Source organism: Lacrimispora xylanisolvens (assembly GCF_002934545.1).
In the GTDB taxonomy this organism is placed as follows: Bacteria; Bacillota; Clostridia; order Lachnospirales; family Lachnospiraceae; genus Lacrimispora; species Lacrimispora xylanisolvens.
On record NZ_PTJA01000007.1, the window covers coordinates 123,426 to 148,115 of the forward strand.

Annotated in this window: 22 protein-coding genes; 5 read left to right on the plus strand and 17 right to left on the minus strand. The window is 43.3% G+C overall.

Annotation, left to right across the window (positions count from 1 at the left end; translation table 11 throughout):
- Positions 1-228: 228 nt before the first annotated feature.
- The 4 genes from BXY41_RS14225 to BXY41_RS14240 all read left to right on the plus strand — a co-directional run bounded on the left by BXY41_RS14225 (position 229) and on the right by BXY41_RS14240 (position 5,651).
- A complete protein-coding gene (locus tag BXY41_RS14225) occupies positions 229-1,560 on the plus strand; it encodes a citrate synthase (protein WP_104437526.1) in 1,332 nt (443 codons plus the stop codon).
- 3 nt (positions 1,561-1,563) lie between these two features.
- Positions 1,564-3,876 carry a hydratase gene (locus tag BXY41_RS14230; protein WP_104437527.1) on the plus strand — a complete coding sequence of 771 codons (2,313 nt, stop codon included), beginning with the start codon at positions 1,564-1,566 and terminating at the stop codon, positions 3,874-3,876.
- A gap of 141 nt (positions 3,877-4,017) precedes the next feature.
- Entirely contained in the window at positions 4,018-4,608 is a 591-nt protein-coding gene (locus tag BXY41_RS14235; protein ID WP_104437528.1) for a TetR/AcrR family transcriptional regulator, read from the plus strand.
- Between the two features lie 65 nt (positions 4,609-4,673).
- The gene (locus BXY41_RS14240) at positions 4,674-5,651 is read left to right on the plus strand and encodes an aldo/keto reductase (protein ID WP_104437529.1); all 978 of its coding nucleotides are present in this window, start codon (positions 4,674-4,676) and stop codon (positions 5,649-5,651) included.
- Here the strand turns inward: BXY41_RS14240 and BXY41_RS14245 are convergent.
- The 14 genes from BXY41_RS14245 to BXY41_RS14310 all read right to left on the minus strand — a co-directional run bounded on the left by BXY41_RS14245 (position 5,648) and on the right by BXY41_RS14310 (position 21,086).
- Complete coding sequence (locus BXY41_RS14245) at positions 5,648-6,769, minus strand: ABC transporter substrate-binding protein (protein ID WP_104437530.1); 1,122 nt, start codon at positions 6,767-6,769, stop codon at positions 5,648-5,650. The two genes, BXY41_RS14240 and BXY41_RS14245, sit on opposite strands and share 4 nt — an antisense overlap.
- 30 nt (positions 6,770-6,799) lie before the next feature.
- Positions 6,800-7,543 carry a DUF364 domain-containing protein gene (locus BXY41_RS14250; RefSeq protein WP_104437531.1) on the minus strand — a complete coding sequence of 248 codons (744 nt, stop codon included), beginning with the start codon at positions 7,541-7,543 and terminating at the stop codon, positions 6,800-6,802.
- Positions 7,516-8,322 (minus strand): ABC transporter ATP-binding protein, encoded by an 807-nt coding sequence (locus tag BXY41_RS14255; RefSeq protein ID WP_104437532.1) that lies wholly within the window; start codon positions 8,320-8,322, stop codon positions 7,516-7,518. The genes BXY41_RS14250 and BXY41_RS14255 overlap by 28 nt, the downstream gene beginning before the upstream one ends.
- Positions 8,323-8,334: 12 nt before the next feature.
- Complete coding sequence (locus BXY41_RS14260) at positions 8,335-9,351, minus strand: FecCD family ABC transporter permease (RefSeq protein ID WP_341457841.1); 1,017 nt, start codon at positions 9,349-9,351, stop codon at positions 8,335-8,337.
- A gap of 3 nt (positions 9,352-9,354) precedes the next feature.
- Entirely contained in the window at positions 9,355-9,954 is a 600-nt protein-coding gene (locus BXY41_RS14265) for a nucleoside-triphosphatase (RefSeq protein WP_104437533.1), read from the minus strand.
- Positions 9,954-10,880 carry an NTP transferase domain-containing protein gene (locus BXY41_RS14270; RefSeq protein WP_104437534.1) on the minus strand — a complete coding sequence of 309 codons (927 nt, stop codon included), beginning with the start codon at positions 10,878-10,880 and terminating at the stop codon, positions 9,954-9,956. Before BXY41_RS14270 ends, BXY41_RS14265 begins: the two co-directional genes overlap by 1 nt.
- A 130-nt stretch (positions 10,881-11,010) precedes the next feature.
- Positions 11,011-12,603: a C40 family peptidase gene (locus BXY41_RS14275; RefSeq protein WP_104437535.1), complete on the minus strand. Its 1,593-nt coding sequence runs from the start codon at positions 12,601-12,603 to the stop codon at positions 11,011-11,013.
- Positions 12,604-12,794: 191 nt separating this feature from the next.
- Complete coding sequence (locus tag BXY41_RS14280) at positions 12,795-13,592, minus strand: ABC transporter ATP-binding protein (RefSeq protein ID WP_104437536.1); 798 nt, start codon at positions 13,590-13,592, stop codon at positions 12,795-12,797.
- A 2-nt stretch (positions 13,593-13,594) separates the two neighbouring features.
- Positions 13,595-14,509, minus strand: a complete 915-nt coding sequence (locus tag BXY41_RS14285; RefSeq protein WP_104437537.1) for an ABC transporter permease — start codon at positions 14,507-14,509, stop codon at positions 13,595-13,597.
- Positions 14,510-14,654: 145 nt separating this feature from the next.
- Positions 14,655-15,698: an ABC transporter substrate-binding protein gene (locus tag BXY41_RS14290; protein WP_104437538.1), complete on the minus strand. Its 1,044-nt coding sequence runs from the start codon at positions 15,696-15,698 to the stop codon at positions 14,655-14,657.
- 215 nt (positions 15,699-15,913) lie between these two features.
- Positions 15,914-16,777 (minus strand): YitT family protein, encoded by an 864-nt coding sequence (locus BXY41_RS14295; RefSeq protein WP_104437539.1) that lies wholly within the window; start codon positions 16,775-16,777, stop codon positions 15,914-15,916.
- A gap of 141 nt (positions 16,778-16,918) precedes the next feature.
- A complete protein-coding gene (gene galT, locus BXY41_RS14300; RefSeq protein WP_104437540.1) occupies positions 16,919-18,436 on the minus strand; it encodes a UDP-glucose--hexose-1-phosphate uridylyltransferase in 1,518 nt (505 codons plus the stop codon).
- An 89-nt stretch (positions 18,437-18,525) separates the two neighbouring features.
- Positions 18,526-19,041, minus strand: coding sequence for a Gx transporter family protein (locus BXY41_RS14305; protein ID WP_104437667.1), 516 nt, complete (start codon positions 19,039-19,041; stop codon positions 18,526-18,528).
- Between the two features lie 113 nt (positions 19,042-19,154).
- Positions 19,155-21,086: an FMN-binding protein gene (locus tag BXY41_RS14310; RefSeq protein WP_104437541.1), complete on the minus strand. Its 1,932-nt coding sequence runs from the start codon at positions 21,084-21,086 to the stop codon at positions 19,155-19,157.
- 183 nt (positions 21,087-21,269) lie between these two features.
- On the opposite strand from BXY41_RS14310, the gene BXY41_RS14315 reads away from it, so the two are divergent.
- Complete coding sequence (locus BXY41_RS14315) at positions 21,270-21,620, plus strand: NusG domain II-containing protein (protein WP_104437542.1); 351 nt, start codon at positions 21,270-21,272, stop codon at positions 21,618-21,620.
- A gap of 4 nt (positions 21,621-21,624) precedes the next feature.
- Here BXY41_RS14315 and BXY41_RS14320 read toward each other — a convergent pair whose 3' ends face one another.
- From BXY41_RS14320 to BXY41_RS14330, 3 genes are read right to left on the minus strand one after another with little or no spacing between them, the layout of a single operon-like run.
- Positions 21,625-22,512, minus strand: coding sequence for a DegV family protein (locus BXY41_RS14320; protein WP_104437543.1), 888 nt, complete (start codon positions 22,510-22,512; stop codon positions 21,625-21,627).
- A gap of 31 nt (positions 22,513-22,543) precedes the next feature.
- Positions 22,544-23,947, minus strand: a complete 1,404-nt coding sequence (locus tag BXY41_RS14325; protein ID WP_104437668.1) for a sensor histidine kinase — start codon at positions 23,945-23,947, stop codon at positions 22,544-22,546.
- A gap of 41 nt (positions 23,948-23,988) precedes the next feature.
- Positions 23,989-24,678, minus strand: coding sequence for a response regulator transcription factor (locus BXY41_RS14330; protein WP_104437544.1), 690 nt, complete (start codon positions 24,676-24,678; stop codon positions 23,989-23,991).
- Between the last annotated feature and the right edge of the window lie 12 nt (positions 24,679-24,690).

A 24,690-nucleotide genomic window follows, 5' to 3' on the forward strand; every position in this document is an offset into this window, starting at 1 on the left:
GCAAACCAAACGTACAACTGTAATTTTTCTATTTTCCCCAGTCAGTAACAATATTTTTATTGTGATTGCAACAAGGTATTGACTTTGATGCTTTTACATGATAAACTACGAAACAATAAAAAACCACATTCCATTGCCAACGAAGGCAGCGCCGGAGAGATCCCTATGCGCTGCTTTTGTCTAAACGAATCCCTGTGGTTAAATCTGAAAAAAAGGAGAACTTATCTCATGAACAACTTTTTCATTGCACAGACGTTTGGTAAATCCTCAAACTATACGGACATTCCGAACAACTTATTCAAAGAACACAACGTAAAAAAGGGACTCCGCAATGAAGACGGTACCGGAGTCCGAGTAGGACTTACCCGCGTTTCCGACGTGGTTGGCTATGAAATTGAGGATGGAAAAAAGGTAAATGTCCCTGGAAAGCTATTCTATCGCGGTATTGAAATCAGCGATCTGGTAAACGGAAAAAATAATTCCCGTTTCGGCTTTGAGGAAACATCATTTTTACTTCTTTTTGGTTATCTCCCATCGAAAAAGGAATTGCGTGAATTTACTACCCTGCTTGGTGAGCACTACAACCTTCCTGATGAATTTCTCGAAAAAAACATGCTGCGTACTCCTTCCCGTAATTTAATGAACAGCCTCCAAAAAAGTATTCTTGCTCTTTACGATTATGATGAGGACCCGGATAACACTGACCCATATCAGACTCTGTTAAAAGGAATTAATATACTTGCAAAGCTTCCGTCTCTTTCTGTCTATGCTTATCAGAGCAAGATACATCACTACGACCGGGAGAGTCTTGTGATCCATTATCCAAAGCCGGAATATTCCATGGCAGAAAACATTCTTTATATGTTAAGGAAAGACGGAGTCTTTACCCAGCAGGAAGCCGATCTTTTAGATATTATGCTGATGATTCATGCGGATCACGGCGGCGGCAACAACTCCACATTTACAAATGTTGTCATTTCCTCTACCGGTACCGATATTTACTCCTCCAGCTCCGCTTCCATTGGTTCCTTAAAAGGTCCCAAGCATGGCGGCGCCAACATCCGCTGCAGCGAGATGATTACTGCAATAGAAAAAGAAATTGGAATAAAAGCAACAGAAGCACAGATGAAATCGGTTATCCAAAAAATACTGGCAAAAGATTTTTATGATAATTCCGGTCTGGTATATGGTCTTGGTCATGCGGTTTATACCGTGTCAGATCCCCGTGCAGATCTGCTAAAAATCTGCTGCGAAAATCTTGCAAAACAGAAAAACAGAGAAGACGAATATGAATTCCTGACAAAATTTGAAAAGGTTGCCAAATCTTGTCTCGCTGGAAACGGCAAGTCTTTGTCAAACAATGTGGACTTCTACAGCGGCTTCGCTTATAATATGTTACAGATACCCGAAGACATGTACACCCCATTATTTGTGTGCTCACGTATGGCCGGCTGGCTGGCACATAACATTGAGAATAAGATGTACGACGGAAGAATCATGCGTCCGGCTACAAAATACGTGGGGGAAACCATTCCCTATAAAAAGAGAGAGGAACGATAACTTATGGTAAAGTTGTATGACGGAGGAGCATATCTTGTAAACGGTACTCAGCTGATTCCTGAAGAGGAACTGTCCAAAGTAAACGCCCAGAGAAGTACTCCCATTACAAGAGAAGAGGCGAAAAAGGGTACCATTGCATACTCCATATTAGAAAAACATAATACATCGGGAAACATGGAGCACTTAAAACTGCGTTTTGACTCCATGGCATCCCATGACATAACATTTGTAGGAATTATTCAGACAGCCCGTGCATCAGGCCTTACAGAATTTCCTATTCCATACGTAATGACCAACTGTCACAACTCCCTGTGTGCCGTTGGCGGAACGATTAATGAAGATGACCATGTATTTGGTCTGTCTGCAGCAAAGAAGTACGGAGGAATCTTCGTTCCTCCCCACATCGCAGTCATTCATCAGTACATGAGGGAAATGATGGCAGGATGCGGCCGCATGATCCTGGGTTCTGACAGCCATACCCGTTACGGTGCCCTGGGTACCATGGCAATCGGGGAAGGCGGCGGAGAACTGGTAAAACAGCTGTTAAAAGATACCTATGACGTTGCCTATCCTGGAGTCGTTGCCATTTATTTAACCGGTGCTCCTGCTTCCCACGTAGGTCCTCATGATGTGGCGTTAGCCATTATTGGGGCTGTATTTAAAAATGGCTATGTAAAAAATAAGATTATGGAATTTGTAGGTCCCGGTGTTTCATCCATGGATACGGATTACAGAAACGGTGTGGATGTCATGACTACGGAAACAACCTGCCTTTCTTCTGTCTGGATCACAGATGAGGATACAAGGGAGTATTTAAAACTTCATGGCAGAGAATCTGACTATGCCCAGTTAAATCCCGCTGAAGTAGCTTATTACGATGGCGTTGTTCATGTGGATTTAAGCACCATTAAGCCTATGATTGCTCTCCCCTTCCATCCAAGCAACACCTATGAAATTGATGAACTGAATGATAATCTGGGTGATATTTTAAGAACTGTGGAAAAAGAAGCGGCTCACATTCTGGGAACAGCGAAAGCAAGCCTTTCCCTTACGGATAAAATTATAGATGGAAAGCTGATGGTTCAGCAGGGTGTTATTGCCGGCTGTGCCGGAGGTAATTATTCCAACGTCATGATGGCGGCTCATATGCTTTCAGGAAAGGATTGCGGCAATGATATCTTCAACCTTTCCGTATACCCGTCCTCCCAGCCGGTTTATATGGATCTGGTGAAAAAAGGTGCCATATCCCAGCTGATGGCTGCCGGTGCCACGGTACGTACCGCTTTCTGCGGTCCCTGCTTCGGTGCGGGAGATACGCCGTCAAACAATGCCTTAAGCATCCGCCATACTACCAGAAACTTCCCCAACCGGGAAGGTTCCAAACCTGGTAACGGTCAGATATCCTGTGTGGCATTAATGGATGCACGCTCTATCGCAGCCACTGCTGCAAACGGCGGTTATCTTACTTCAGCCGAAACCTTTGCAGACGACTATAACGTTCCAGCTTATGAGTTTGACTCTTCTTCCTATGACAGACGTGTTTATCAGGGATACAAACAGGCCAAGGAAGACGAATCCTTAATTTTAGGACCAAATATCAAAGACTGGCCTTCCATGAGTGCACTCACTGATAATATTTTATTACGGGTATGTTCTAAGATCATGGATCCTGTCACAACCACCGATGAGTTGATTCCTTCCGGTGAGACTTCCTCCTATCGTTCCAATCCTCTGGGACTTGCGGAATTTACCTTATCCCGCCGTGATCCGGAGTACGTAGGACGTTCCAAGGAAGTAAATGAGCTTGAAAAGGTAAGAAAATCCGGTGCCTGCCCGCTTAAGGCAGATCATGAACTGGAAAGCGCCTTCCATGCTCTGAAGGAATATTTAAAGCAGCCGGATTTAAAAGCCAGTGAAACTGAGATCGGCAGTATGATTTACGCGGTGAAGCCAGGAGACGGTTCTGCCAGAGAACAGGCTGCAAGCTGCCAGAGAGTTCTTGGCGGTCTTGCCAACATTGCAAACGAGTATGCTACCAAGCGTTACCGTTCCAACGTTATGAACTGGGGTATGCTGCCATTTTTATTAGATGAAGATCCTTCCTTTGATATCGGTGACTTTATTTATGTACCAGATATCCGCACTGCTCTTGACGGTGCTATGGATCGCATACCAGCTTACGTGGTAAAAAATGAAGAAGGAAATCCAATCCATGAAATCCAGCTTCATATTGCAGATATGACACCAGAAGAACGGGAAATCGTAAAAGCCGGTTGTCTCATTAATTACAACAGAAACAAAAGCAGCCAGTTATAATTTACCGGGCCGCCGCCTGCAGGACTTCGCTGTCCTGTAAGCAGCGGCCTTTCCTGATTATGGCTATTGACAGTATGAGGTTGATGTGTTATATTTTATCTACCAACCGTTAGTTTAGTTATTTAGAAGGGAATGTGAACCATGGGTCAGGGAGCAGACACAAAAGAGCGGATTATGCAGGCAGCATTAGAAGAGTTTTCTCTTCATGGATTTGAAGGCGCCCGTATGGAAAAAATCGCATCCAAAGTAGGAATCAATAAGGCTTCCCTCTATTTTTATTTTAAAAGTAAGGAACAGCTGTTTCGGGAGCTTTTTGATATCATTGTAAAAAAACATTATGCTTATTTAACCAGCATTTTTCGCAAATATCAGGATCTGCCATCCAGACAGCTGCTGTCCTCTCTTTACAAAGACTATCTGGAATACCACTGGGGTAATACAGAGATGGATTTCTGGAACATGGTATACTACTACCCTCCGGAACCGATGAAAGAGGAAATTATGCATTTTACTCAGGACAGTTATGATGTTTTTACTGCTGAGTTGACTTCAGTTATGGAAAAAGGCATAAAAAACGGTGAACTCCAGCCTCTCAATCCGGCTGATATGGCAGCCACTTTTTACTATCTGGTCACATGTATCACTTTGTCCACTGGTTTAATGAATTTAGAACAGGGACTTAGCCAGATGGATTTATGCTTTCATGTTTTTTGGAATGGAATAAAAGGGTGAATAACCCCTTTATTTTTATCATATAACCTACCAACCATTTGGTATATTATTAAGGAGGTAATTCAATGGAACGCAGATTTTTAGGAAGATCAGGTATTGAGGTAAGTCCCATGGGAATTGGCAGCTGGGCAATCGGAGGTCAGTTTTACATGGATGAAAAAATTGACGGCTATGGGCACACAGACGATGAAACATCTATAAAGGCCATTCAGACTGCACTGGATCTTGGTATCAATTTTATTGATACATCGGATGCATATGGGATTGGTCACAGTGAAACTTTAATTGGAAAAGCATTGGGAGAAAGAAGAAATCAGGTGGTTCTTGCCACAAAGTTCGGTTATATGGGAAACGAAGCCACCCGAACGCTGAAAGGTTATAATGTGGCTCCCGGATATATTGAAAGAGCCTGCGAAGCTTCGATGAGGCGTTTAAAAACAGATATTATTGATTTGTATCAGCTTCATGTCTGGGAAATCGGATTGTCAGAGATGGACTGTGTCGCAGAGACCCTGGAACGTATGGTTGAGAAAGGAAAAATAAGAACGTACGGCTGGAGTACTGATTTAGTCAATGGGGCGAGGCTTTTTTCAGAAAACTTAAATTGCTCTGCCATTCAGCATAAGTTAAATATCCTTCAGGATTCTCCCGAAATGCTCCGTCTTTGCGAAGAAAGAAATCTTGCAAGCATCAACCGCAGTCCTCTTGCCATGGGCTTTTTAAGTGGAAAATTTAATGATAATTCTGTACTCACCTCTGATGATGTAAGAGGTGCAGGCCATTCCTGGACAGAAGATATCTTTAAAAACGGAAGGCCTGCACCAGAAGTTTTAGAGAAACTAAGTGCAGTACGTGAAATTCTTACCAGCAACGGAAGAACCCTGGTACAGGGGTCTCTCGCATGGATCTGGGCAAAAAGTAATGCGACCATTCCTATCCCTGGTTTTAAAACACCAGAACAGATCATGGAAAATGCCAAAGCCATGGAATTCGGTGCACTTACCCAGGAACAAATGATAGAAATTGACCAGCTTTTAAATTAATTTCCTGCTTTTACAATATCCTCTGCCTGGGCATCGGTAAGCTGTACATGATAAAAAAGATCATAGAATTCTTTTATGTCAGCCTTTATATCTCCCTGATACTGCTCCGGATAAACCAGATTGCCCAGCCAGAGTATACCGATCATTCGGTTGACGGAAGGAGGATTACTCATGAAGCTGTAAGGAGCTGACGGAATGAGATAAACATGGCCTTCCTTTACAGCATTTAATTCTGACCAGACGGAATCCGTTGTGATCGTCTGATAAAGAGGGTTTGAATCTGCCAGAATGATATCTGGCTGCCAGAGGAGAAGCTGTTCCATGGACACTTCACTTCCGCCTCCGCTTGACGCTTTCTCTACCTTAGCTGCATTCTCAGCTCCGATCTGTTCTATTACACGTGCATGTATGGATCCTTCTGCATTGGTGTGCAGTCCATTGTCTCCGCTTGCAAAATAAACAGATTTCTTTTGATCTGCTCCTAAGGAAGCCTTGGCTTCTTCCGATTTTTTCATAGTCTTGTCACAGTAATCAGCAAGTTTTGCAGCCTGTGCCGTCTCACCTGTGATTTCTCCCAGCATCTGATAGGCTGAGCTCATGGAATTTAAGTCTGCCTCGATAAATACCACGGGTATTCCAAGCTGTTTTGACAATGCATCCATATCTTCCTTTACAGTCTTTTTAGCCTCTCCGATATCAATGATCACATCTGGTTTTGCAGCTATTAAAGCTTCCATATTCAAATTGGCATTCTTCCCATAAAATTGTCCGAACTTGGGTAGGCCCCAGTATTTTTCATCAATATACTTTTTGGCACCATCGGAAAAGTCTGATGCCAGACCTGCCAGCTTGTCAGGAGCAACAGTGTAAAGGACGATCTGAGCCAGCGGACCAGATGGCGCGATTTTCTGAATTTCTTCCGGCAGTGTTACCTCCCGTCCTGCCGAATCGGTAAACACCCTTGTTTTTTCTCCAGTGCTCTCTGATGATGGTACGGTGGCAGTCATTTCAGTCTGCGCAGCTGTAGTCTCCTTGATTTCTGTCTTTTGACAGCCATAAATCAGGAACGTGGTACAAAGTGCCGCTGTCAGAACCAGACCCCTTTTATACTTTCTCATAAATCCTCCATTCTGCCTTTGAGGCAATGTTTATTTTCCAGTGATACGAACCGGAGTACCGGCACGGACCACTGCTTTTCGCTCTCTGTTTTTTACAAGTTCTTCCAGCTTTTCTCTGTCCCGTATCAAAGTTCCGGCAAGCTCGCTGACACCAAAATCAAAAAGCCTGGGTGCCAGGGGAATGCTTGGCCCTACTAAAATTATTTTGGAATTCCGTGCTAAGTGAAGTAATCTTGGCAATGTTTTATTCACCAGTGTAAATCCGGTAATAAATACGTATTCCATATCCTCAAGCAGAAACTCGCAGGCAGTATCGGGATAATCATTCTCTCCTGGCTCCCGTTCAAGGATAATGCAGGTACCGGCTTCCTTTAAATATTCCTCGGCATAACGGAAGTGCCCGATCGTTGCAACCTTTTTACCCCTGAAATCTGTTTTATGTGCCAAAAAAGTATCTTCACCGGACAGCATGGTAATCTTACCTGTATTTTCAAGATGTTTGAGTGACTCCTGCTGATTATAATAAGCATTGATAGCTGCTGCACCAATACTGGCCTCTGTGAAATTCCAGGATTTAATTAAGCCCGCTGCTTCTTTCCAGGACATCTCCCGCACATCTTTCCCCATGCTCTTAATGGTACGCAAAGGATTGGTGGCAGCTGCCCCCATACCCCCTCCTGCTGTTACCAGTGTGCAGTAAGTTCCGGTAAGATAACCGCTCACCTTTACATCGTCCGGAATGGGATCTATGAGACAGTCGTACAATTCCCACATATCTGGTTCTCCTTTCCAGGCATACATATCTTTCTGCCGCTGTTTTCATCCTTATAAATATCAATCGGCACCTGATAAAGGCTCTCAAGAAGTTCTTTCGTCAATACGTTAGAAGGTTCTCCCAATGCTTTCACACTTCCATCCATCATGACCATGGCCTGATGGGCAAAATAAAAGGCGTGCTCCGGATTATGAGTGGACATTACCACCAGATAACCATTTTCAGATAAATTCTTTAACTCACTCATGACTCTGATCTGATTTCCGTAATCCAGACTGGCACAGGGCTCATCCAACAATAGAATTCTGGCTTCCTGAGTAATTGCCCTTGCTATCAGCACAAGCTGCTGCTCACCACCGCTTAGCTGACTGTAAATCCGATTCTTTAACCCTTCAATTCCTGTCATTTTCAGTGCCTCCAAGGCTTTTTCTCTCTCCCTTTTTCCGGGAGAACCAAACAGAGAGAGAGAGGCTGCGGTTCCCATCATGACCATATCAATCACTGGATAAGCAAATACAAAATTATGATTCTGTGGAATATATGCAATCTTTTTTGCAAGCTCCCGTTCTGAATAATCGTTCAGCCTTATATCATCAATGAGAATTGTCCCTTGAAATCCCTTTAAAAAACCCAGAATACAACGAAACAAGGTACTCTTACCTGCTCCATTTTTTCCGAGAACACAGATTAACTGTCCCCCTTTTAGTGTAAAGGAGGTTCTTTTTAAAACCGGATGCTTTTGATAGGAAAATTCCAGATCCTTAATCATCAGTTCCATAATGTCCTCCCTTTAAAGCCTTTTCCCTTCCTTTAAAATCAGATACAGGAAAAATGGCGCGCCTACAAACGCGGTCAGAATCCCAATGGGTATCTCACTGGTTGTAATCAGTCTCGCAACGTTATCAACAATCAGAAGGAAGCTTCCTCCCATTAAAAGTGAGGCTGGTAAAAGCCGCCTGTAATCGCTGCCAACCAGCATACGGGCCAGATGAGGGACGACCAGTCCCACCCAGCCGATTAAACCACTTACCGATACGGATGCAGATGTAATGAGAGTAGCTCCAAGAACAACTGCCAGCCTGAGCCGCCCTGTATGAATGCCCATACTCCTTGCTTCTTCATCCCCCAGGCTTAATATATTGATTCTCCATCTGAGAAGATAAATAGGGATGATGCCCAATATAATCCATGGAGCCGCAAAGAAAACATCCTTTTGGCGAATGGACGCAAGGCTCCCCATAAGCCAGTATGTAATCACTGGAAGTGTATTGGTTGGATCCGCCACAAGCTTGATGAAGGAAACCGCCGCATTGGCAAGAGAACTAACCATAATACCGGAAAGCACCAGTCCCAGCACCTGATTATAAGGAACACGGCTGCTTACAATACACACAATCCCCACAGCGGATAAACCGAAGATAAATGCGCATAAGGAAACGCCTCCATATCCCAGAGAAAAAAATAATCCGAATGCTGCGCCAAATCCTGCACCTGATGATGCTCCCAGGACATCAGGGGAAACCATGGGATTCTTAAAAATACCCTGATAAGCTGCTCCGGCAAAGGAAAGTCCTGCACCAATCAGTGCCGCCATCAATACTCTTGGTAGCCGGACATTAAAAATAACCGTTTCAACCTGTGACTGCCAGGTTACTTCAATGGGAAAAACCCGTGACAGCAGGACCTTCACCAGCGTCGCCGGATAAACAGGATAACGTCCCAGAAGGAAAGAACCAAAGAAGCAAACCACAAAAACCCCACCGATCATAAAAAGCCGATTGTTATAACGCTTCTCCCTGTCTTCCACTTTTTAAATCCCTTCTCTTAGATATTTTAAGATCTTCTCCCTGACTGCTTCCTCATCCTTACGATGATAGGTTAGCAGCTGATTGCGAAGACTCATTCTTACAGATTCTTCCAGCTCATCACGCAGATGGAAAGCAGAAGAGTTTCCCCCATTGCGGGCCATCATCATTGCAAAATTATTCCGGCTCTTAATGACCCCAATACAGGGCTTTGGACCATTTAAGCAGGCGTAAACCGCTTCCATAAACTCAGGAATCAAAAGCTCCACTCCGCCAATCTCATCCAGTAGAATCAGCTTATGATCTCCATGACTGGTAAGAAGTTCTCTTCCTTCCTTTTGAAATACCTCTGGAAATGATACCATTCCCTCTTTCGTACGTTTAAGAAAGATATTGGTAAGACCGTCCTGATAACAGATCTTAGGCTCCCACTCCTCATTTGCAGATGCCAGCCGGAAACCAACGGTGTCCCCGCTTTCACTAACCAGCCGTTGGGAAAAGAATCCGCCCGTAACAGCCCGATATGGCTTCAGACACTGAAAAAGAAGTGTGGTCTTGCCCTCTCCCGAATTTCCTGTTAAAAAAAGGCTCTTTTTCTGTTTCATCACAAACCCTCCCTAAAGTATTTTAAAAACAGTTCTTCTGCCTTTTCTTTTAACTCTTTTTCCAGCGCCATATAGTTTTCCATCAAAGCCAATGCCTTGGGCGTAAGCTGGGAAAATCCTCCCTCCGATCCACCTGACTGTGTATTCAGAAGCGGATACCCCAGCTGGTTTTCTGCGTTTTTTAATAGTTTAAAACCCTTGCTGTAAGACATATTCATCTGGCGGCATGCAGTCTGCATTGACCCTGCATGCTCAATCAGCCTGAGAAACTGTGCCATGTCGGGGCCAAAAAATACTTCATCTAATTCCAAAGCCAGACTGACAGTGGGATGGACTATAGTATGTCCCACAGCCGGATATCGGACAGCATCGTGATCTGTTTCAACCGTTTCGATGATTCCTTTATCGTTCACCAGGATTTCCTTCATCAGCCCATCTACTTTTTCCTGCCTCAGGGCCCCTCCCAGTCCTCTTTCCCCCCGGTATGTCAGAAGGGCCGGAATCAGATCTTTATGAATCATAACGGGATGCCCCCTTCTTCCGTCATATACCGGACAGGAGGCTTTCCCATTGCATTTCATTATGGTTTTAATTGTTTCAGGAAGAAGCAATGGAAATTTAGGGGGGAGAATTAAAATTCTGTCACACAGATCCTCTATATAGCGAAGACCCATTCCAACACTGTCAAACATCTGGGAGTTTTCATACTCCTCATTTCTTAAACATATCACCCGTAATTTGGAAATGTGCTTTTCTACTTCCTTTGCATTCTGGCCAGTAATCACCACAATGGGATCAACACCGCATTGCTTTAATGTCACTATGATCTTTCTGATCACTGTAGTATGACCAATTGGCAGCAACGGACTAAATCCGTTGGCAGAACGATGATTGCCTGCCGCGGTAATAACAGCACCTGTTTTCAAACCAATTCCTCCTACCGTTATATTTTTAAAAACATTACGCTATCCTGATTATAATTGATTGGAAAATATTTGTAAACCCGAAAAAGACGCAAAAATCCCGGAACGAACTTAACTTCGTTCCGGGATTCTATTAATCTCCCACCATGTTTCTTATCTTCACAGGAGTACGATAATTCCATGTGGAAATCTTTATTCCGCTTCTCCTGCTGGCAGCATGAACAATCTGCCCGTTACCAATATACATGGCAACATGATTAATCTTTCCGCCGCTGCTGGCATAAAAGAGCAGATCGCCAGGCTTCATCTCTCCTGATTTAACCGCTTTTCCCATACCTGCCTGGGATCCGGAATAATGAGGAAGACCTACGCCGAATTTTGAATAGATGGACATGGTAAATCCAGAGCAGTCCGCACCTTTGGTCAGGCTTGTTCCTCCCCATACATAGGGATTGCCTAAAAACTGAAGGGCATAATTAACAATCTGGGTTCTTAAGGAAGACTGGGCATTGGCTTTTTCTTCCAGGGGTGAGAATTTGATTGCTTCCGGCAGCGCATATCGTACATCAACGTAATCGGTAGATACAAAAGCACTGCTGTTTTCTTCCAGCTCAATTTCAATCCAGCCATCGATCTGTTTTAATACAGGATATTTCTCGTTATTGGATATCTGTGTCCAGATCTTGGCATCGGTAGATGGTTCGGTTCTGGCATTGAGCATGTCAGTATTCACCACTGCCATCAGTTCAGCCACCTGCATGGCCTCATCCTTTGCTGCCTGACCGGTGAGAATAAAATCTGACTTCACATAACCGGTTACTTTTCCAGACTGGATCTTATACCAGCCATCACTGGTTGTCTCCAGAATATTACCGGCTGCCTTACTTGGCATCTTGGCAATAATCTTTCCGTTCTCATTGGGTTCTTCCCTGACATTTAAGTAATTATCCACATCGGAGATACCGATATTTTTATAAAAGTTAAAGACCATGGCCTTTAAATCCAGCTTCCTGGCTTCATTCATGGAATATTCCAGTTTTACGTAGTCGGAAGACAGATATCCAGTGGGAATCTGCACCCAGCCATCGGTCTGACCCACTACTTCATACCGTTCATCGGTCAGTGCCTGTCCTACGACATCGGAATCTTTAGACGGATCTTTTCTGATATTTAAATTGTCAGTCTGCACCACTGCTCTTAATTTCACCAGATCCTGTGCCTTCTTCTTAGCTTCTTCTCCGGTAATTACAAACTCGGAAGTAATATAACCTTCAATTCCGCCGGAGGAAATCCGGTACCAGCCCTGTTTGTTATCCTCTAAAATATCACAGGCACTGTCTCCCTGCAGTTTTCCAATTACATCTGCGTCTGTCCCCGGTTCTTTCCGGACGTTTAAATATCCGCTTACCTGGACGATACCCAGATTCTTATAAGAATTAATGACATCTTCTTTCTCTTTGGCTTCCTGTTCCTTCTGTTGTGATTCCTTTTCAGCTGTATCATCAGCAGCCTTTGTTTCAACTGCAAGTGCTTCCGAACCTGTGGCTGCTGCGGGTTTTGCACTTTTTTGCCTGCTTGCAGTAATTCCTGCTGCACCTGCAACAGACACCAGAAGAATTGCAGAACCTGCGAGTATTAAAATCTTTTTATAATCATTCTTATTACGGTTTTTTTTTGCTTTATCCAAACGGATTATGTAGTCTTTTTTCTCGTTGTTATTTTCCATTCTGTATTCTCTCTCCATCCTCATATATACATCGATTTACCGATTCAGATTATGAGCTTATCTGCTACAGTATATCACAATTTATTACATTTTGCGACAACAGAGTTTCAAAAATTTATTAAGATTGTGTTACGAACCAATTAAAAAACAGGACCAGAGGATTTCATTCCTCCTAAGTCCTGTTATTCATTTTATTTTGCCAGAATCATACGGTCATTGGAAAATTCCTCTCCGCTGGCTTCTTCAAATTTTTTCAGCAGATCTTCCACTTCCAGTTTTTTCTTTTCCTCTCCGGAAACGTCATAGATGATACGGCCTTCATGCATCATAATCAACCGGTTGCCAATGGAAATGGCATCTTTCATATTATGTGTAATCATGAGTGTCGTAAGATTCTGTTCCTTTACAATCTCCTGGGTAATATCAAGAACTTTTCTTGCTGTCTTGGGATCCAGTGCAGCCGTATGCTCATCTAACAGCAGCAGCTTTGGTTTTTGGAGGGTCGCCATTAAAAGTGTAAGCGCCTGTCTCTGACCACCGGATAACAGTCCCACCTTATTGGTCATACGGTCCTGAAGTCCAAGCCCAAGCTTTTGAATCGCTTCATAATAAAATGCCTTTTCCTCAGATTTAATTCCCCACGCTAAGCCTCTTGCCTTCCCTCTTCTGTAAGCAAGTGCCATATTCTCCTGAATCTCCATGCCGGCAGCTGTCCCCATCATAGGGTCCTGAAAGACTCTTCCGATGTACTGTGCTCTTTTATATTCCGGATATCTGGAAATGTTAATTCCGTCAATCTCAATCTTTCCGGAGTCAATGGGATATACGCCGGCAACCATGTTTAACATGGTAGACTTTCCGGCTCCGTTACCGCCAATGACTGTAACAAAATCTCCCTCATTCAGATGGAGGTTAATGCCATTCAGCGCTTTTTTTTCATTGATTGTATTCTTATTAAAGGTCTTTCTTACATTCTTAATATCAAGCATGATTATTCTCCTCCTTCTGTGTAAGATTTCTTCAGACGAAGCTTTCTCACTACAACAGGCACGCAAAGAGCCACTGCAACAATCGCTGCTGACAACAGTTTCATATCATTGGCATTCATACCCATTCTTAATACCACGGCACGGATTACAAAATAAATCACAGAACCTACCACGGCAGAGGTCAGCTTGCTTCCAAAGGAACGAAGCCTTCCCATCAGTACCTCACCGATAACAATGGCAGCAAGACCGATAACAATGGCTCCGGTACCCATACCGATATCTGCATATTTCTGACTCTGGCAGACCAGTCCGCCTGAAATTCCCACCAGTCCATTGCTGATAACAAGTGCCAGAAGCTTGGTCCAGTTGGTATTAACGCCCTGGGCACGGATCATGGATTCGTTGTTTCCGGTTGCACGCATGGCGCTGCCAATTTCCGTTCCAAAAAACCAGTAAAGAAGCGCAATCATGATCACTGCGATTCCAATACCGATCACAAGAGAAGCGATCTGTTTATTCAGTCCGGTAAAATCAATAAATCTGGACATAATTGTATCTGTTTTTAAAAGGGGAACGTTACTCTTCCCTCCCATGATCCGAAGATTAATGGACCATAATCCGATCTGGGTTAATATTCCAGCCAAAATAGCGGGAATTTCAAAGATTGTATGTAACAATCCCGTTACTGCACCAGCTGCCATTCCTGCAATCGCCGCCACTGCCAGGGCAATCCAGGGATCTACATGAAAGTTAAGTATCATTACGGCGCAGACACAGCCGCCTAATGCAAAGCTTCCGTCTACCGTCAGATCTGCAATATCAAGCAACTTATAAGTAATATAAACTCCTAATACCATAATCCCCCATAAAACTCCCTGAACTACCGCGTCCTGAAGGGATACCAGTAAACCACTCATCTATCATTCCTCCGTATGTTTTCTTTTCACAGGCATAAATGCCTTACATAAAAAATGTCTGATTCATCTTTTATGTAAAGCATCTATGGATTACAGGCGGTCGTTTTCCAGGCCGCCTGCTCAATTCTTCCATTTATAATTATTCTTATTTCAGACCGGATAAATCAATCCCCAGTGTCTTTGCTGTTTCTTCGTTTACAGACAGTTTGCACTTCTCAAGGGGAAGATATTCAATGGGCATTTTAGAAACATCTGCACCCTCGGTTAAGATTTTCACTGCCTGCTTGCCGGTTAAATAACCAAGCTCATAGTAATCAATCCCATACGTTGCAAGTCCGCCTGCTTTTACCATTCCTTCTTCTCCGCAGATTGTAGGAATTTTATTTTCATTGGCAATCATCGCTACCGTAGTCATACCAGCTGCAATGGTGTTATCTGTGGGAGCATAAATGGCATCTACTTTTCCAACCATGGAGGTAACAACGGTCTGAATCTCATTGGAACTTGAAACGGTATAATCCACCGCGGTCATTCCAGCCGCTTCAATTGCTTCTTTTGCCATCTTTGCCTGGATTTCAGAATTGGATTCTGCAGTACAGTAAAGAACACCGACAGTCTTGGCATCTGGAAGAATCTTCTTTAATAATGAGATCTGTTCTTTTACAGGAGTCAGATCTGAGGTACCGGTAATATTGCCTCCTGGCGCTTCATTGCTTGTAACCAGGTCAGATGCAGCCGGGTCGGTTACAGCGGTTATAAGAACCGGGATCTCACTGGTTGCGCCTGCTACAGCCTGAGCTGCCGGAGTTGCTATGGCAAGAATTAAATCATCTCCATCATTCACCAGCTTGCTTGCTATGGTCTGGCAGGTTGGCTGGTCACCGGAAGCATTCTGCTGATCAACGGTATAGTTTAATCCAGCGTCATCAAGGGCCTGAATAAATCCTTTATTAGAAGCATCAAGAGCCGTATGCTGAACCAGCTGAAGAACTCCGATCTTATACTGTTTTCCATCTGCTGTTTTTGCCGCTGCAGTGGTTGCAGCCTCGCTGGCTTTTTCAGAGCTCTGCGCTGCGGTTGTGCCAGCCGTTGTCTCTGTTGTTGACGGTGCCTTACCGGAGCATGCAGCAAGGGATAACATCATAACACTTGCAAGAGCCAGGGATAATGCTTTCGCTTTCTTTTTCATAATTTCTCTCCTCTTCCTTCTAAAACTTGTCCTGTTAAGAACTTAATTTGTATCATACTACAAAAAATAACCTCCGTCAATTTTATTACTTTAAATTTATGTGTTTTTAAAGTGTTAAAGTGCATTTTCGTGATTTTAGACTTATTTTTACCAATATAAGCAGTATTTATTATACAAAAAACCGAAGAACATTGGTCCTTCGGTTTTTTTATCTTTTAACTGGCAAGAAAACCCTTGCCAATAATTTCACTTGAATTAGAAATGAGCACAAATGCTGACGGTTCTACATTTCGAATATAATTTCTAAGCTTCAGTGCCTGAGAACGCTTCATCGTTGTAAGAATCACCGTCTTTTTATGATGACTGAAAGCCCCCTGGGCTTCATATACCGTAGCACTTCGATTGAGGCCATGAATAATATAATCACAAATGGGAGCTGGATCATCACAGATGATGCTGAAACATTTGCAAAGATTCATATTCTCAATAACATCGTCAATTACCAGTGATTTAGCCATCAGTCCCAGGGAAGAAAACAGTCCGGTTTCCGGCCCAAAAACAAAATAAGCGATGATCACTCCGGTTACATCCACTAATAACAGCACAGTCCCGATGTTAAAGCTGGTATATCGTTTTAGTATCATGGCAATAATATCGGTTCCTCCGCTGGATGCTCCGATATTAAACAGGATCGCCGTACCAACGCTTGGCAAAAGTATGGCAAAAATCAATTCCAGCAGCGGTTCTTTTGTCAATGGTCCGGAAATCGGGCAAACCTTTTCCAGAATATATAAGAAAACCGACATCAGGACACTGGCGTAAACAGTCTTAACACCAAAACTTCTTCCTAAAAACAGAAATCCAAGTACAAGCAGTACCGTGTTCACAATCGTCGTGAACTGACTTGCTGACCAATGGGTTAATGCGCTGATCACAGTCGCAAGCCCGGTCACACCTCCGAAAGCAAAATTATTGGGAAATTTAAAAAAGTAAATCCCCACCACCATAATCCAGATACTGAACGTAATCAGTCCATACTCCGTAAGCGTTCTCAGTGTTTTATTTTCTATCTGCTTCATGACTGTTAATATGTCCCCCTCCGGCTCATCAGTCCGGTTCCGTATTCAGTGAACGGAGATTTTCCATCCGTTCCCACTAGAATATAACTCAAAGGGAAGATAATTACAAACATGATTCTCTCTGATAGTCTCACAGTCTTTCTATTGTGACACTGGTTCAAACCCCATACTGGTAAGAAAACGCTTAAATCCGGCTCTTCCTGCCTCATCGTATTTAAACACACCTGCATCTTCAAGCACCCGTTCAAACACAAGGCCAACCTCTTTTTCTAATATTTCATCCACATTGTCTTTCGTAAAAGACTGGTACCCTGCACGGAAGGAATCGACCCAGTCAGCATGTTTTTCAATCAACTCATTGCTTCTTATGTCTTTGCCTTCAAGCAGGTATTCTGATATAAGATTTAACTCAGACTTCAGTCTTGAAGGAAGCACAGCAAGTCCCATTACTTCAATTAACCCGATGTTTTCTTTCTTAATGTGGTGCAGCTCCTGGTGAGGATGATAAACTCCGTAAGGCAATTCTTCCGTTGTAATATTATTCCTCAGTACCAGATCAAGTTCGTATTCATCTCCACGTTTTCTTGCAATAGGGGTAATGGTGTTATGTGGCTGTCCTTCGGTGTTTGCAAATACAAATAAAGATTCATCGGTATAGGCTCTCCATGCTTCCAGCACTTTTGTCCCAAGTTCTATTAAATCCTCCGGGTTGCTGCTTCTTGTACGTAATACAGTCATAGGCCATTTCACAATGCCGGCAGTCACATGTTCAAACCCCTTGATGCAAAACAGTTCTTCCTCCCTGGCTTTCGCCATTGCGAAATCATAATTGCCACCCTGGAAATGGTCGTGGGATAAAATAGATCCTCCAACAATGGGAAGGTCTGCATTAGACCCCAGAAAATAATGAGGAAACTGTTTTACAAAATCAAATAATTTTACGAAAGTATCTCTTTCGATCTTCATTGGTGTATGTTTTCCATTGAAAACAATACAGTGTTCATTATAGTAAACGTATGGCGAATATTGAAATCCCCACTGACTGTCATTGATCTTTAAACGAATAATTCTGTGATTGTTTCTGGCAGGATGATCGGTTCTCCCTGCATACCCCTCATTTTCCATGCAAAGCTGACATTTGGGATAACCGCTTTGTTTTGCAAGCTTCGCAGCTGCGATTGCTTTGGGATCTTTTTCCGGCTTTGATAAATTGATGGTGATATCCAGATCTCCATATTTGGAAGCAGTCACCCATCTCATATCCTTCTTAATCCGATACCGCCTGATATAATCAGAATCCTGGCTCAGCTTATAATAATACTCAGTAGCTGCCTGAGGTGACTGATGATTGTATAATCCCCAGAATCTGGTTTCCACTTCACTTGGTCTTGGCATCAGGCAGTTCATCAGCTTGGTGTCAAACAAATCCCTGTATGTAGTGCTGTTTTCAGGAATGATACCAGTTTCAAAGGCATAGTCCAGCAGTTCGGCTAACACCTCCTCCAAATCTATATCCCCCATTTCTTCCTGGGGTTCTTCATACTCGTCCATCCACAATACGTCGAGAATCTGATTTACTGCATAATAACGGTCATCTTCACTGATCAGCCCTGTATCCAGCCCATAAGTTACCAGTTTCTTAATTGCCTTATCAATCATTCTGCTATTCCTCCTGGATTTCATTCCATCTTTTGTCTCTCCCATTATACCTTTGACAAAGCCTTAACACAATATAATATCTTTCTGATTTAATACAATTTTTTTATAACAATTCTAATTCTGGTGATAATCATCGACCCCAGTATGCCAATGACAAGCCCTGCTGCCGTACCTGCTATTAACAGCATCGGAAGATAAAAGAATACACCCGCCTGCTTTACCACAAATGCCGCAACCGTAATCTGTCCGATATTATGACCGATCCCGCCAAGGATACTGATTCCCGAAGTTCCAAACCATTTCTTTTTTTTACAAAGAATCATAATGACAATACTCAGCCCCCAGCCAGCCAGGCTGTAGAGCATGGCAAATAAGTTGCCAAACGTAAATCCTGTCAAGACGATTCTAAGAAGAGAAACGACTATGGTTCCTGTGGTTCCCACCGTATAAAGCCCCACAACGGTCACCAGATTTGCCAGCCCCAGTTTTACTCCCGGAATGCCCAGGGAAATAGGAATGAGACTTTCAACAAAACTGAGAACAAAGGCAAGGGCAATCAGCATTCCGTAAAGTGCGGCCATGTGTGCCGATTTCTTTTTATTCATTTCAAATCTCCTTTTTTTACCTGCAGATTTTATCTTATCACACTTGCCCGCCTGTGTAAAAAGAAAAATCCCGGAAAAGGGCTTTTCCTGCCGGTTTCCGGGATTATACACTTCTACTGATTTGACGCCTGGGTTAAGCAGTCCTTCACTCCGTTCACAAATCCCATTAAATTGATGCTGACAGAGGATACGGAATCGGTATAACCTTTTTCATTCACCAATCCGTCCAGTGACTGGTGCTCTAAAACATAACCCACCACTGCTTCTGCCTGTTCATGCCATTTGGGACCTTTCTCGGTCATTACATACTTTCCGTCCATGGAAAGCTGGCTCTTTTTGGATCCGTCTTCCTTTATGCAGTCCCAGGTAAGAGCTGTAATTGCATTTCCCTTAACGGTCATACTTACCTGATCTTTAAATCCGTTCTCATCAAACTTGGGGGATTCGTAAGTATAGGTTCCCTCTTTTAACGCTGATGTCTGGCTCTCACTTTCACCTGCTGCCTGGGTTAAGCAGTCTTTCACTCCGTTTACAAATCCCATTAAGTTGATGCTGACAGAGGATACGGAATCGGTATAACCTTTATCATTCACAAGGCCTTCTAAAGACTGGTGTTCCAGCACATAGCCGACTACTGCTTCTGCCTGCTCATGCCACTTGGGACCTTTCTCTGTCATTACATACTTTCCATCCATGGAAAGCTGGCTCTTTTTGGTTCCGTCTTCCTTTATGCAGTCCCAGGTAAGAGCTGTAATTGCATTCCCCTTCACAGTCATACTAACCTGATCTTTGAATCCGTTCTCATCAAACTTGGGGGATTCGTAAGTATAGGTTCCTTCTTTTAACGCTGATGTCTGGCTCTCACCTTCACCGGCGGCCTGGGTTAAGCAGTCTTTTACTCCGTTTACAAATCCCATTAAGTTGATGCTGACAGAAGATACGGAATCGGTATAGCCTTTTTCATTCACCAATCCGTCCAGCGACTGGTGCTCTAAAACATAACCGACCACCGCTTCTGCCTGCTCATGCCACTTGGGACCTTTCTCGGTCATTACATACTTTCCATCCATGGAAAGCTGGCTCTTTTTGGTTCCGTCTTCCTTTATGCAGTCCCAGGTAAGAGCTGTAATTGCATTCCCCTTCACAGTCATACTAACCTGATCTTTGAATCCGTTCTCATCAAACTTGGGGGATTCGTAAGTATAGGTTCCTTCTTTTAACGCTGATGTCTGACTCTCACCTTCACCGGCGGCCTGGGTTAAGCAGTCTTTCACTCCGTTTACAAATCCCATTAAGTTGATGCTGACAGAAGATACGGAATCGGTATAGCCTTTTTCATTCACCAATCCATCCAGGGACTGGTGCTCTAAAACATAACCTACCACTGCTTCTGCCTGCTCATGCCACTTGGGGCCTTTCTCTGTCATTACATACTTTCCATCCATGGAAAGCTGACTCTTTTTGGTTCCATCTTCCTTTATGCAGTCCCAGGTAAGGGCTGTAATTGCATTCCCCTTCACGGTCATACTCACCTGGTCTTTGAATCCGTTCTCATCAAATTCCGGTGATTCATAAGTATAGGTTCCATCCTTTAAAGAAGCGGAAGTCTCAGAAGCCTCTTTCGTTGTCTCCGGTACATCTTCCGGCTTTTCTCCTCTTGCCTTGGCAAGAGCCTGATCCACCGCTTCCTTTATGGCATTGCTGCTAAGCGTTGCCCCGGAAACTGCATCCACCTCTGTGGACTGCTTTCCAAGTATGGAATCCGTCAGCCCCGGCAATACCATATTGAGCAGAGTTTCCTTTTCTCCATTTACAACAATAGAGTCAATGGTCTTTCCTGATACTGTTACATCTGCGGTGACGATCCCGCCGTAGCCTCTCGCAGTACCTGTATAGGTACCCGGAATATAGATTTCGGGTCTAACACTGTTGTCAATCGCCTTATAAAGTGGATCTGTTCCAAAAACAGTAGCGCCAGCCAGTAAAATCATGGCTCCTAACCCAATATATCCGTTTCGTTTAGCATTTGCGTTACTTTTATTCATATCTCCTCCTGTTTTATAAAGTTTGACTTTATTTTAACACACTCTTAACGGTTACGGCAACGACTTTATGAAATTTTAATTATATTTGGAAGGAATGGGAAATTTATGTTATAATGAAACAGGGCTTGTTATTAAGCCCTTCTGTTTATGAATGATAGAAAATAAGTAAGAGGATCTGTAAGAATGGAAATTAAAAAGCATAAGAAAGAAGTCATATTAATTGTTATTATTATAGCAATATCCTGCATTCTCCTCCTTGTGAACAAGATCATTTTTTCAAAGCCTGCCAGATATCTTGAGATCACCGTAGATGGCAAAGTTGTGGAAAAGCTGGATCTAAACCATGATGCAGAGATTTTAGTAAACGGATATCAGAGCGGAACCAACCGCATTGTGATTCAAGGCGGAAAGGTGCACGTCTCCGATGCAACCTGCCCCGACAAAATCTGTATCCATCAGGGCACAATTGAACAGACAGGGGAAAGCATTGTCTGCCTGCCCAATCGTATGATTGCCCAGATTATGGGGAATTAAACAACTAATCCGTTCTTTTATCTCCGAAAAAGAATAGTGCCACCGTTCCAGGACCTGTGTGGGAACCGATTACGCAGCCAATGCTGTTAATAATTACTTTTCCTGACAGCATGGGGAAGCGGCTCTCAATGAGTGCCGCCACCTCTTTTGCATCGGTCTCACAGGCGGAGTGGGCAATTACACATTTTCCGTTATAACGGGAACCATTTTGGGCATGGAGTTCCATCATTTTTACCATTTCCTGAATGGCTCTTTTTTTTGTCCTTATTTTCTGTCTTGGAATTAAATGTCCGGTATCATCTATATTCATAAGAGGACAGATATTCAGAACAGTTCCAAGCATGGCAGAAGTGGCAGATATTCTACCTCCCCGTTTAAAGCTGGTAAGATCTGTGGAGAAAAACCAATGGTGTACAGAAAGCCGGTTATTCATAACCCACTGTGCTGCCGCTTCTAATGTGGCTCCATTATCCCGCAAATCCGCTGCTGCATCGGTTAAAAGTCCATAACCGGAGGAGGCCCCCAGTGTATCCAGTATGATAATGGTCTTTCCCGGATATTTCTGGCGCATCTCACTTGCTGCCACACAGGCGGAATTATAAGTACCTGAAATCCCGGAAGACAGGGTCAGATGCAGAATATCCTTTCCTTCTTTTAAAATCGGTTCAAAGAAATTGCAGTATTCCTCAACATTTACCTGAGAGGTATAAGGTGCTGCCCCTTTGGCAATCCGCTCATAAAATTTTTCAAATGGGATGCTCTCCCCTAAATCATCCGGATAAGTTACCCCATCTATTGTGTAATGAAAACAGACATATGGAATCTTGCGGCTTTCAAAAAATCCCTTTTTCATGTCTGCCGTGGAACAACAGGTTAAAACAAAATTTCCCATACCCGTACACCTCCTGCCTGAAACGGCTTTTTTATAGTGTTTTTCCCTGGACCGGAATTTTAACCATAAATTCCGTTCCAACATCAATGGTTGATTCCACCGTAATGGTGCCATGATAAAAGTTTACAATATGCTTTACAATGGAAAGGCCAAGACCGGTTCCGCCCTGTTTTTTACTTCTCCCCTTATCAACCCGGTAGAACCGTTCAAATATACGCCCTAATGATTCTTTTGGAATCCCCATCCCATTATCTTTTACCCGTATAATCACATTGCGGTCTTCCTCACGAACTGTGATCCATACCTCTCCCCCTGGTTTATTATATTTTACCGCATTGCTGACCAGATTGCCAATTAATTCCTTCATCTGCTGGCCGTTGGCATAGATACAGACCGGCTTACAGTCCATATGAAGAAGAACTTCGTGGGAAGCTGCAAGGGGTTCTAAGGATTCAATGATATCCTCTACCAATATGGAAAGGCGTACATCGCTTTTTAAAACCTCTGCCTCTTTTGTCTCCAGACGGGATATCATAAGAATATCATTAATCAGGTTATTCATATTACCCGCTTCTTTTTTAATGCGCTTTATAAAATCTGCCTTTTGTGCTTCATCCTGTATAATCCCGCTTTCCAAAAGTTCCGCATAGCCCTGTACCGATGTAATGGGAGTTTTTAACTCATGAGAAGCGTTGCTGAAAAATTCCTGGCGGATCTGCTTTTCCCGTTCAATCTGAGTCAGATAATCTTTTACATTCTTTGACATCCTGGTGGTGGTTTCTGCTATGATATTAATTTCCGGATACTGATATCGCTCAAAAGAAAGATCTGTATAATCACCGTTTACCTTTAACATTTCCTGGGATATTTCTTTCAGAGGCCGGGTGATCGACTCAGCGAAACTATCTGCAGAAAAAGCAGAATACATGATTGCAGCAAGAAAACTAAGCCATACCGCAGGGAGAAGAAGAATTAAATTTTCTTTCATACCGGTATAGGGAATTGCCATTCGAAGAATGTAATCGGATTTGGAAGAGCGGATTGCAACATAAAGCATACTCTCCTTTAGGGTCTTTGAATAACGTCTGGCAGTTCCTGACCCATCTGCCAGTGCCTCCTTTACCTCTTCCCGGTCTCCGTGATTATCCAAAGAAGCGACCGGTACTTCTCCAGTATCGGCCGCTACGGTTCCATCAAGGCTAATGACGGTGAAACGGCTACGGTTTTCACTTAATGTTGGCTTCAGGTCTCCGATTTCCTTCTCTAAATCCCCGTTGTAATCAAGAACCTCATCCATAGCCTTTAATGTATATTTCATGTCTTTTCTGGAATTTTTAAGCAAAGCACTGCTGGAGGCAATATAAAATATAGAACTGCTTAACACCAGTACTACAAGAATAATCTGAATAAATTTTAAAAAGATCGCCTGTTTCATAGTGCCTCCTTCTGCCATTTTATACCGCCTGTTTTTTTCCATCATTCTTCCGTTTTAATAAAGCGGTAACCCACCCCTCGAACCGTCTTAATGCAGGAACCGCCGTTCTCCCCCAGCTTCTGCCGCAGCGTACGGATGTGCATGTCAAGAGTCCGGGTTTCCCCATCATAATCATATCCCCAGATGTGATTAAGCAGTTCGTCTCTGGTCACTACTTTATTGTGATTCTCCATAAGATATTGCAGCAGTTCAAACTCTTTTAAGGTAAGCTCAACCTTTACTCCGTCACAGTAAACTTCTCTGGTCTTCTTGTTTAAATTCAGGCAATACTGTTCCAGTTCATCCTCAGATCCCTGATTTTTTGTACTCCGGCGTAACAGACTGCGGATGCGCGCCGCAAGTTCCATGACGCCAAAGGGTTTTGTCATATAGTCATCTGCACCGCCATCCAGACCGGCCACTTTGTCAAACTCCCGGTCTTTCGCTGTCAGGACAAGAATGGGAATGTCTTTTAATGAATCATTTTTCCGGATTTTACGTATCGCCGACAATCCGTCCATACCAGGAAGCATAAGATCAAAGACAGCCAGTGCGGGTTTGTCCGTTTCCATACACTTTAAGGCTTCCTCTGCCAGTTCATGCGCAGACACCTCATACCCAAAGCCTTCCAGGGCAATTTTTATTAAGTCCCTGATATTGTCATCATCCTCTACCACATAGATTCGTTCCATACATTCTCCTTT

Coding starts and splice junctions, on each gene's coding strand:
- BXY41_RS14310 (WP_104437541.1), bottom strand. CDS start 21,086: ATGAATAAAAGTAACGCAAATGCTAAACGAAACGGATATATTGGGTTA.
- BXY41_RS14225 (WP_104437526.1), top strand. CDS start 229: ATGAACAACTTTTTCATTGCACAGACGTTTGGTAAATCCTCAAACTAT.
- BXY41_RS14330 (WP_104437544.1), bottom strand. CDS start 24,678: ATGGAACGAATCTATGTGGTAGAGGATGATGACAATATCAGGGACTTA.
- galT (WP_104437540.1), bottom strand. CDS start 18,436: ATGATTGATAAGGCAATTAAGAAACTGGTAACTTATGGGCTGGATACA.
- BXY41_RS14325 (WP_104437668.1), bottom strand. CDS start 23,947: ATGAAACAGGCGATCTTTTTAAAATTTATTCAGATTATTCTTGTAGTA.
- BXY41_RS14285 (WP_104437537.1), bottom strand. CDS start 14,509: ATGAGTGGTTTACTGGTATCCCTTCAGGACGCGGTAGTTCAGGGAGTT.
- BXY41_RS14320 (WP_104437543.1), bottom strand. CDS start 22,512: ATGGGAAATTTTGTTTTAACCTGTTGTTCCACGGCAGACATGAAAAAG.
- BXY41_RS14275 (WP_104437535.1), bottom strand. CDS start 12,603: ATGGAAAATAACAACGAGAAAAAAGACTACATAATCCGTTTGGATAAA.
- BXY41_RS14280 (WP_104437536.1), bottom strand. CDS start 13,592: ATGCTTGATATTAAGAATGTAAGAAAGACCTTTAATAAGAATACAATC.
- BXY41_RS14255 (WP_104437532.1), bottom strand. CDS start 8,322: ATGGAACTGATGATTAAGGATCTGGAATTTTCCTATCAAAAGCATCCG.
- BXY41_RS14295 (WP_104437539.1), bottom strand. CDS start 16,777: ATGAAGCAGATAGAAAATAAAACACTGAGAACGCTTACGGAGTATGGA.
- BXY41_RS14315 (WP_104437542.1), top strand. CDS start 21,270: ATGGAAATTAAAAAGCATAAGAAAGAAGTCATATTAATTGTTATTATT.
- BXY41_RS14240 (WP_104437529.1), top strand. CDS start 4,674: ATGGAACGCAGATTTTTAGGAAGATCAGGTATTGAGGTAAGTCCCATG.
- BXY41_RS14290 (WP_104437538.1), bottom strand. CDS start 15,698: ATGAAAAAGAAAGCGAAAGCATTATCCCTGGCTCTTGCAAGTGTTATG.
- BXY41_RS14265 (WP_104437533.1), bottom strand. CDS start 9,954: ATGAAACAGAAAAAGAGCCTTTTTTTAACAGGAAATTCGGGAGAGGGC.
- BXY41_RS14235 (WP_104437528.1), top strand. CDS start 4,018: ATGGGTCAGGGAGCAGACACAAAAGAGCGGATTATGCAGGCAGCATTA.
- BXY41_RS14245 (WP_104437530.1), bottom strand. CDS start 6,769: ATGAGAAAGTATAAAAGGGGTCTGGTTCTGACAGCGGCACTTTGTACC.
- BXY41_RS14230 (WP_104437527.1), top strand. CDS start 1,564: ATGGTAAAGTTGTATGACGGAGGAGCATATCTTGTAAACGGTACTCAG.
- BXY41_RS14250 (WP_104437531.1), bottom strand. CDS start 7,543: ATGTGGGAATTGTACGACTGTCTCATAGATCCCATTCCGGACGATGTA.
- BXY41_RS14305 (WP_104437667.1), bottom strand. CDS start 19,041: ATGAATAAAAAGAAATCGGCACACATGGCCGCACTTTACGGAATGCTG.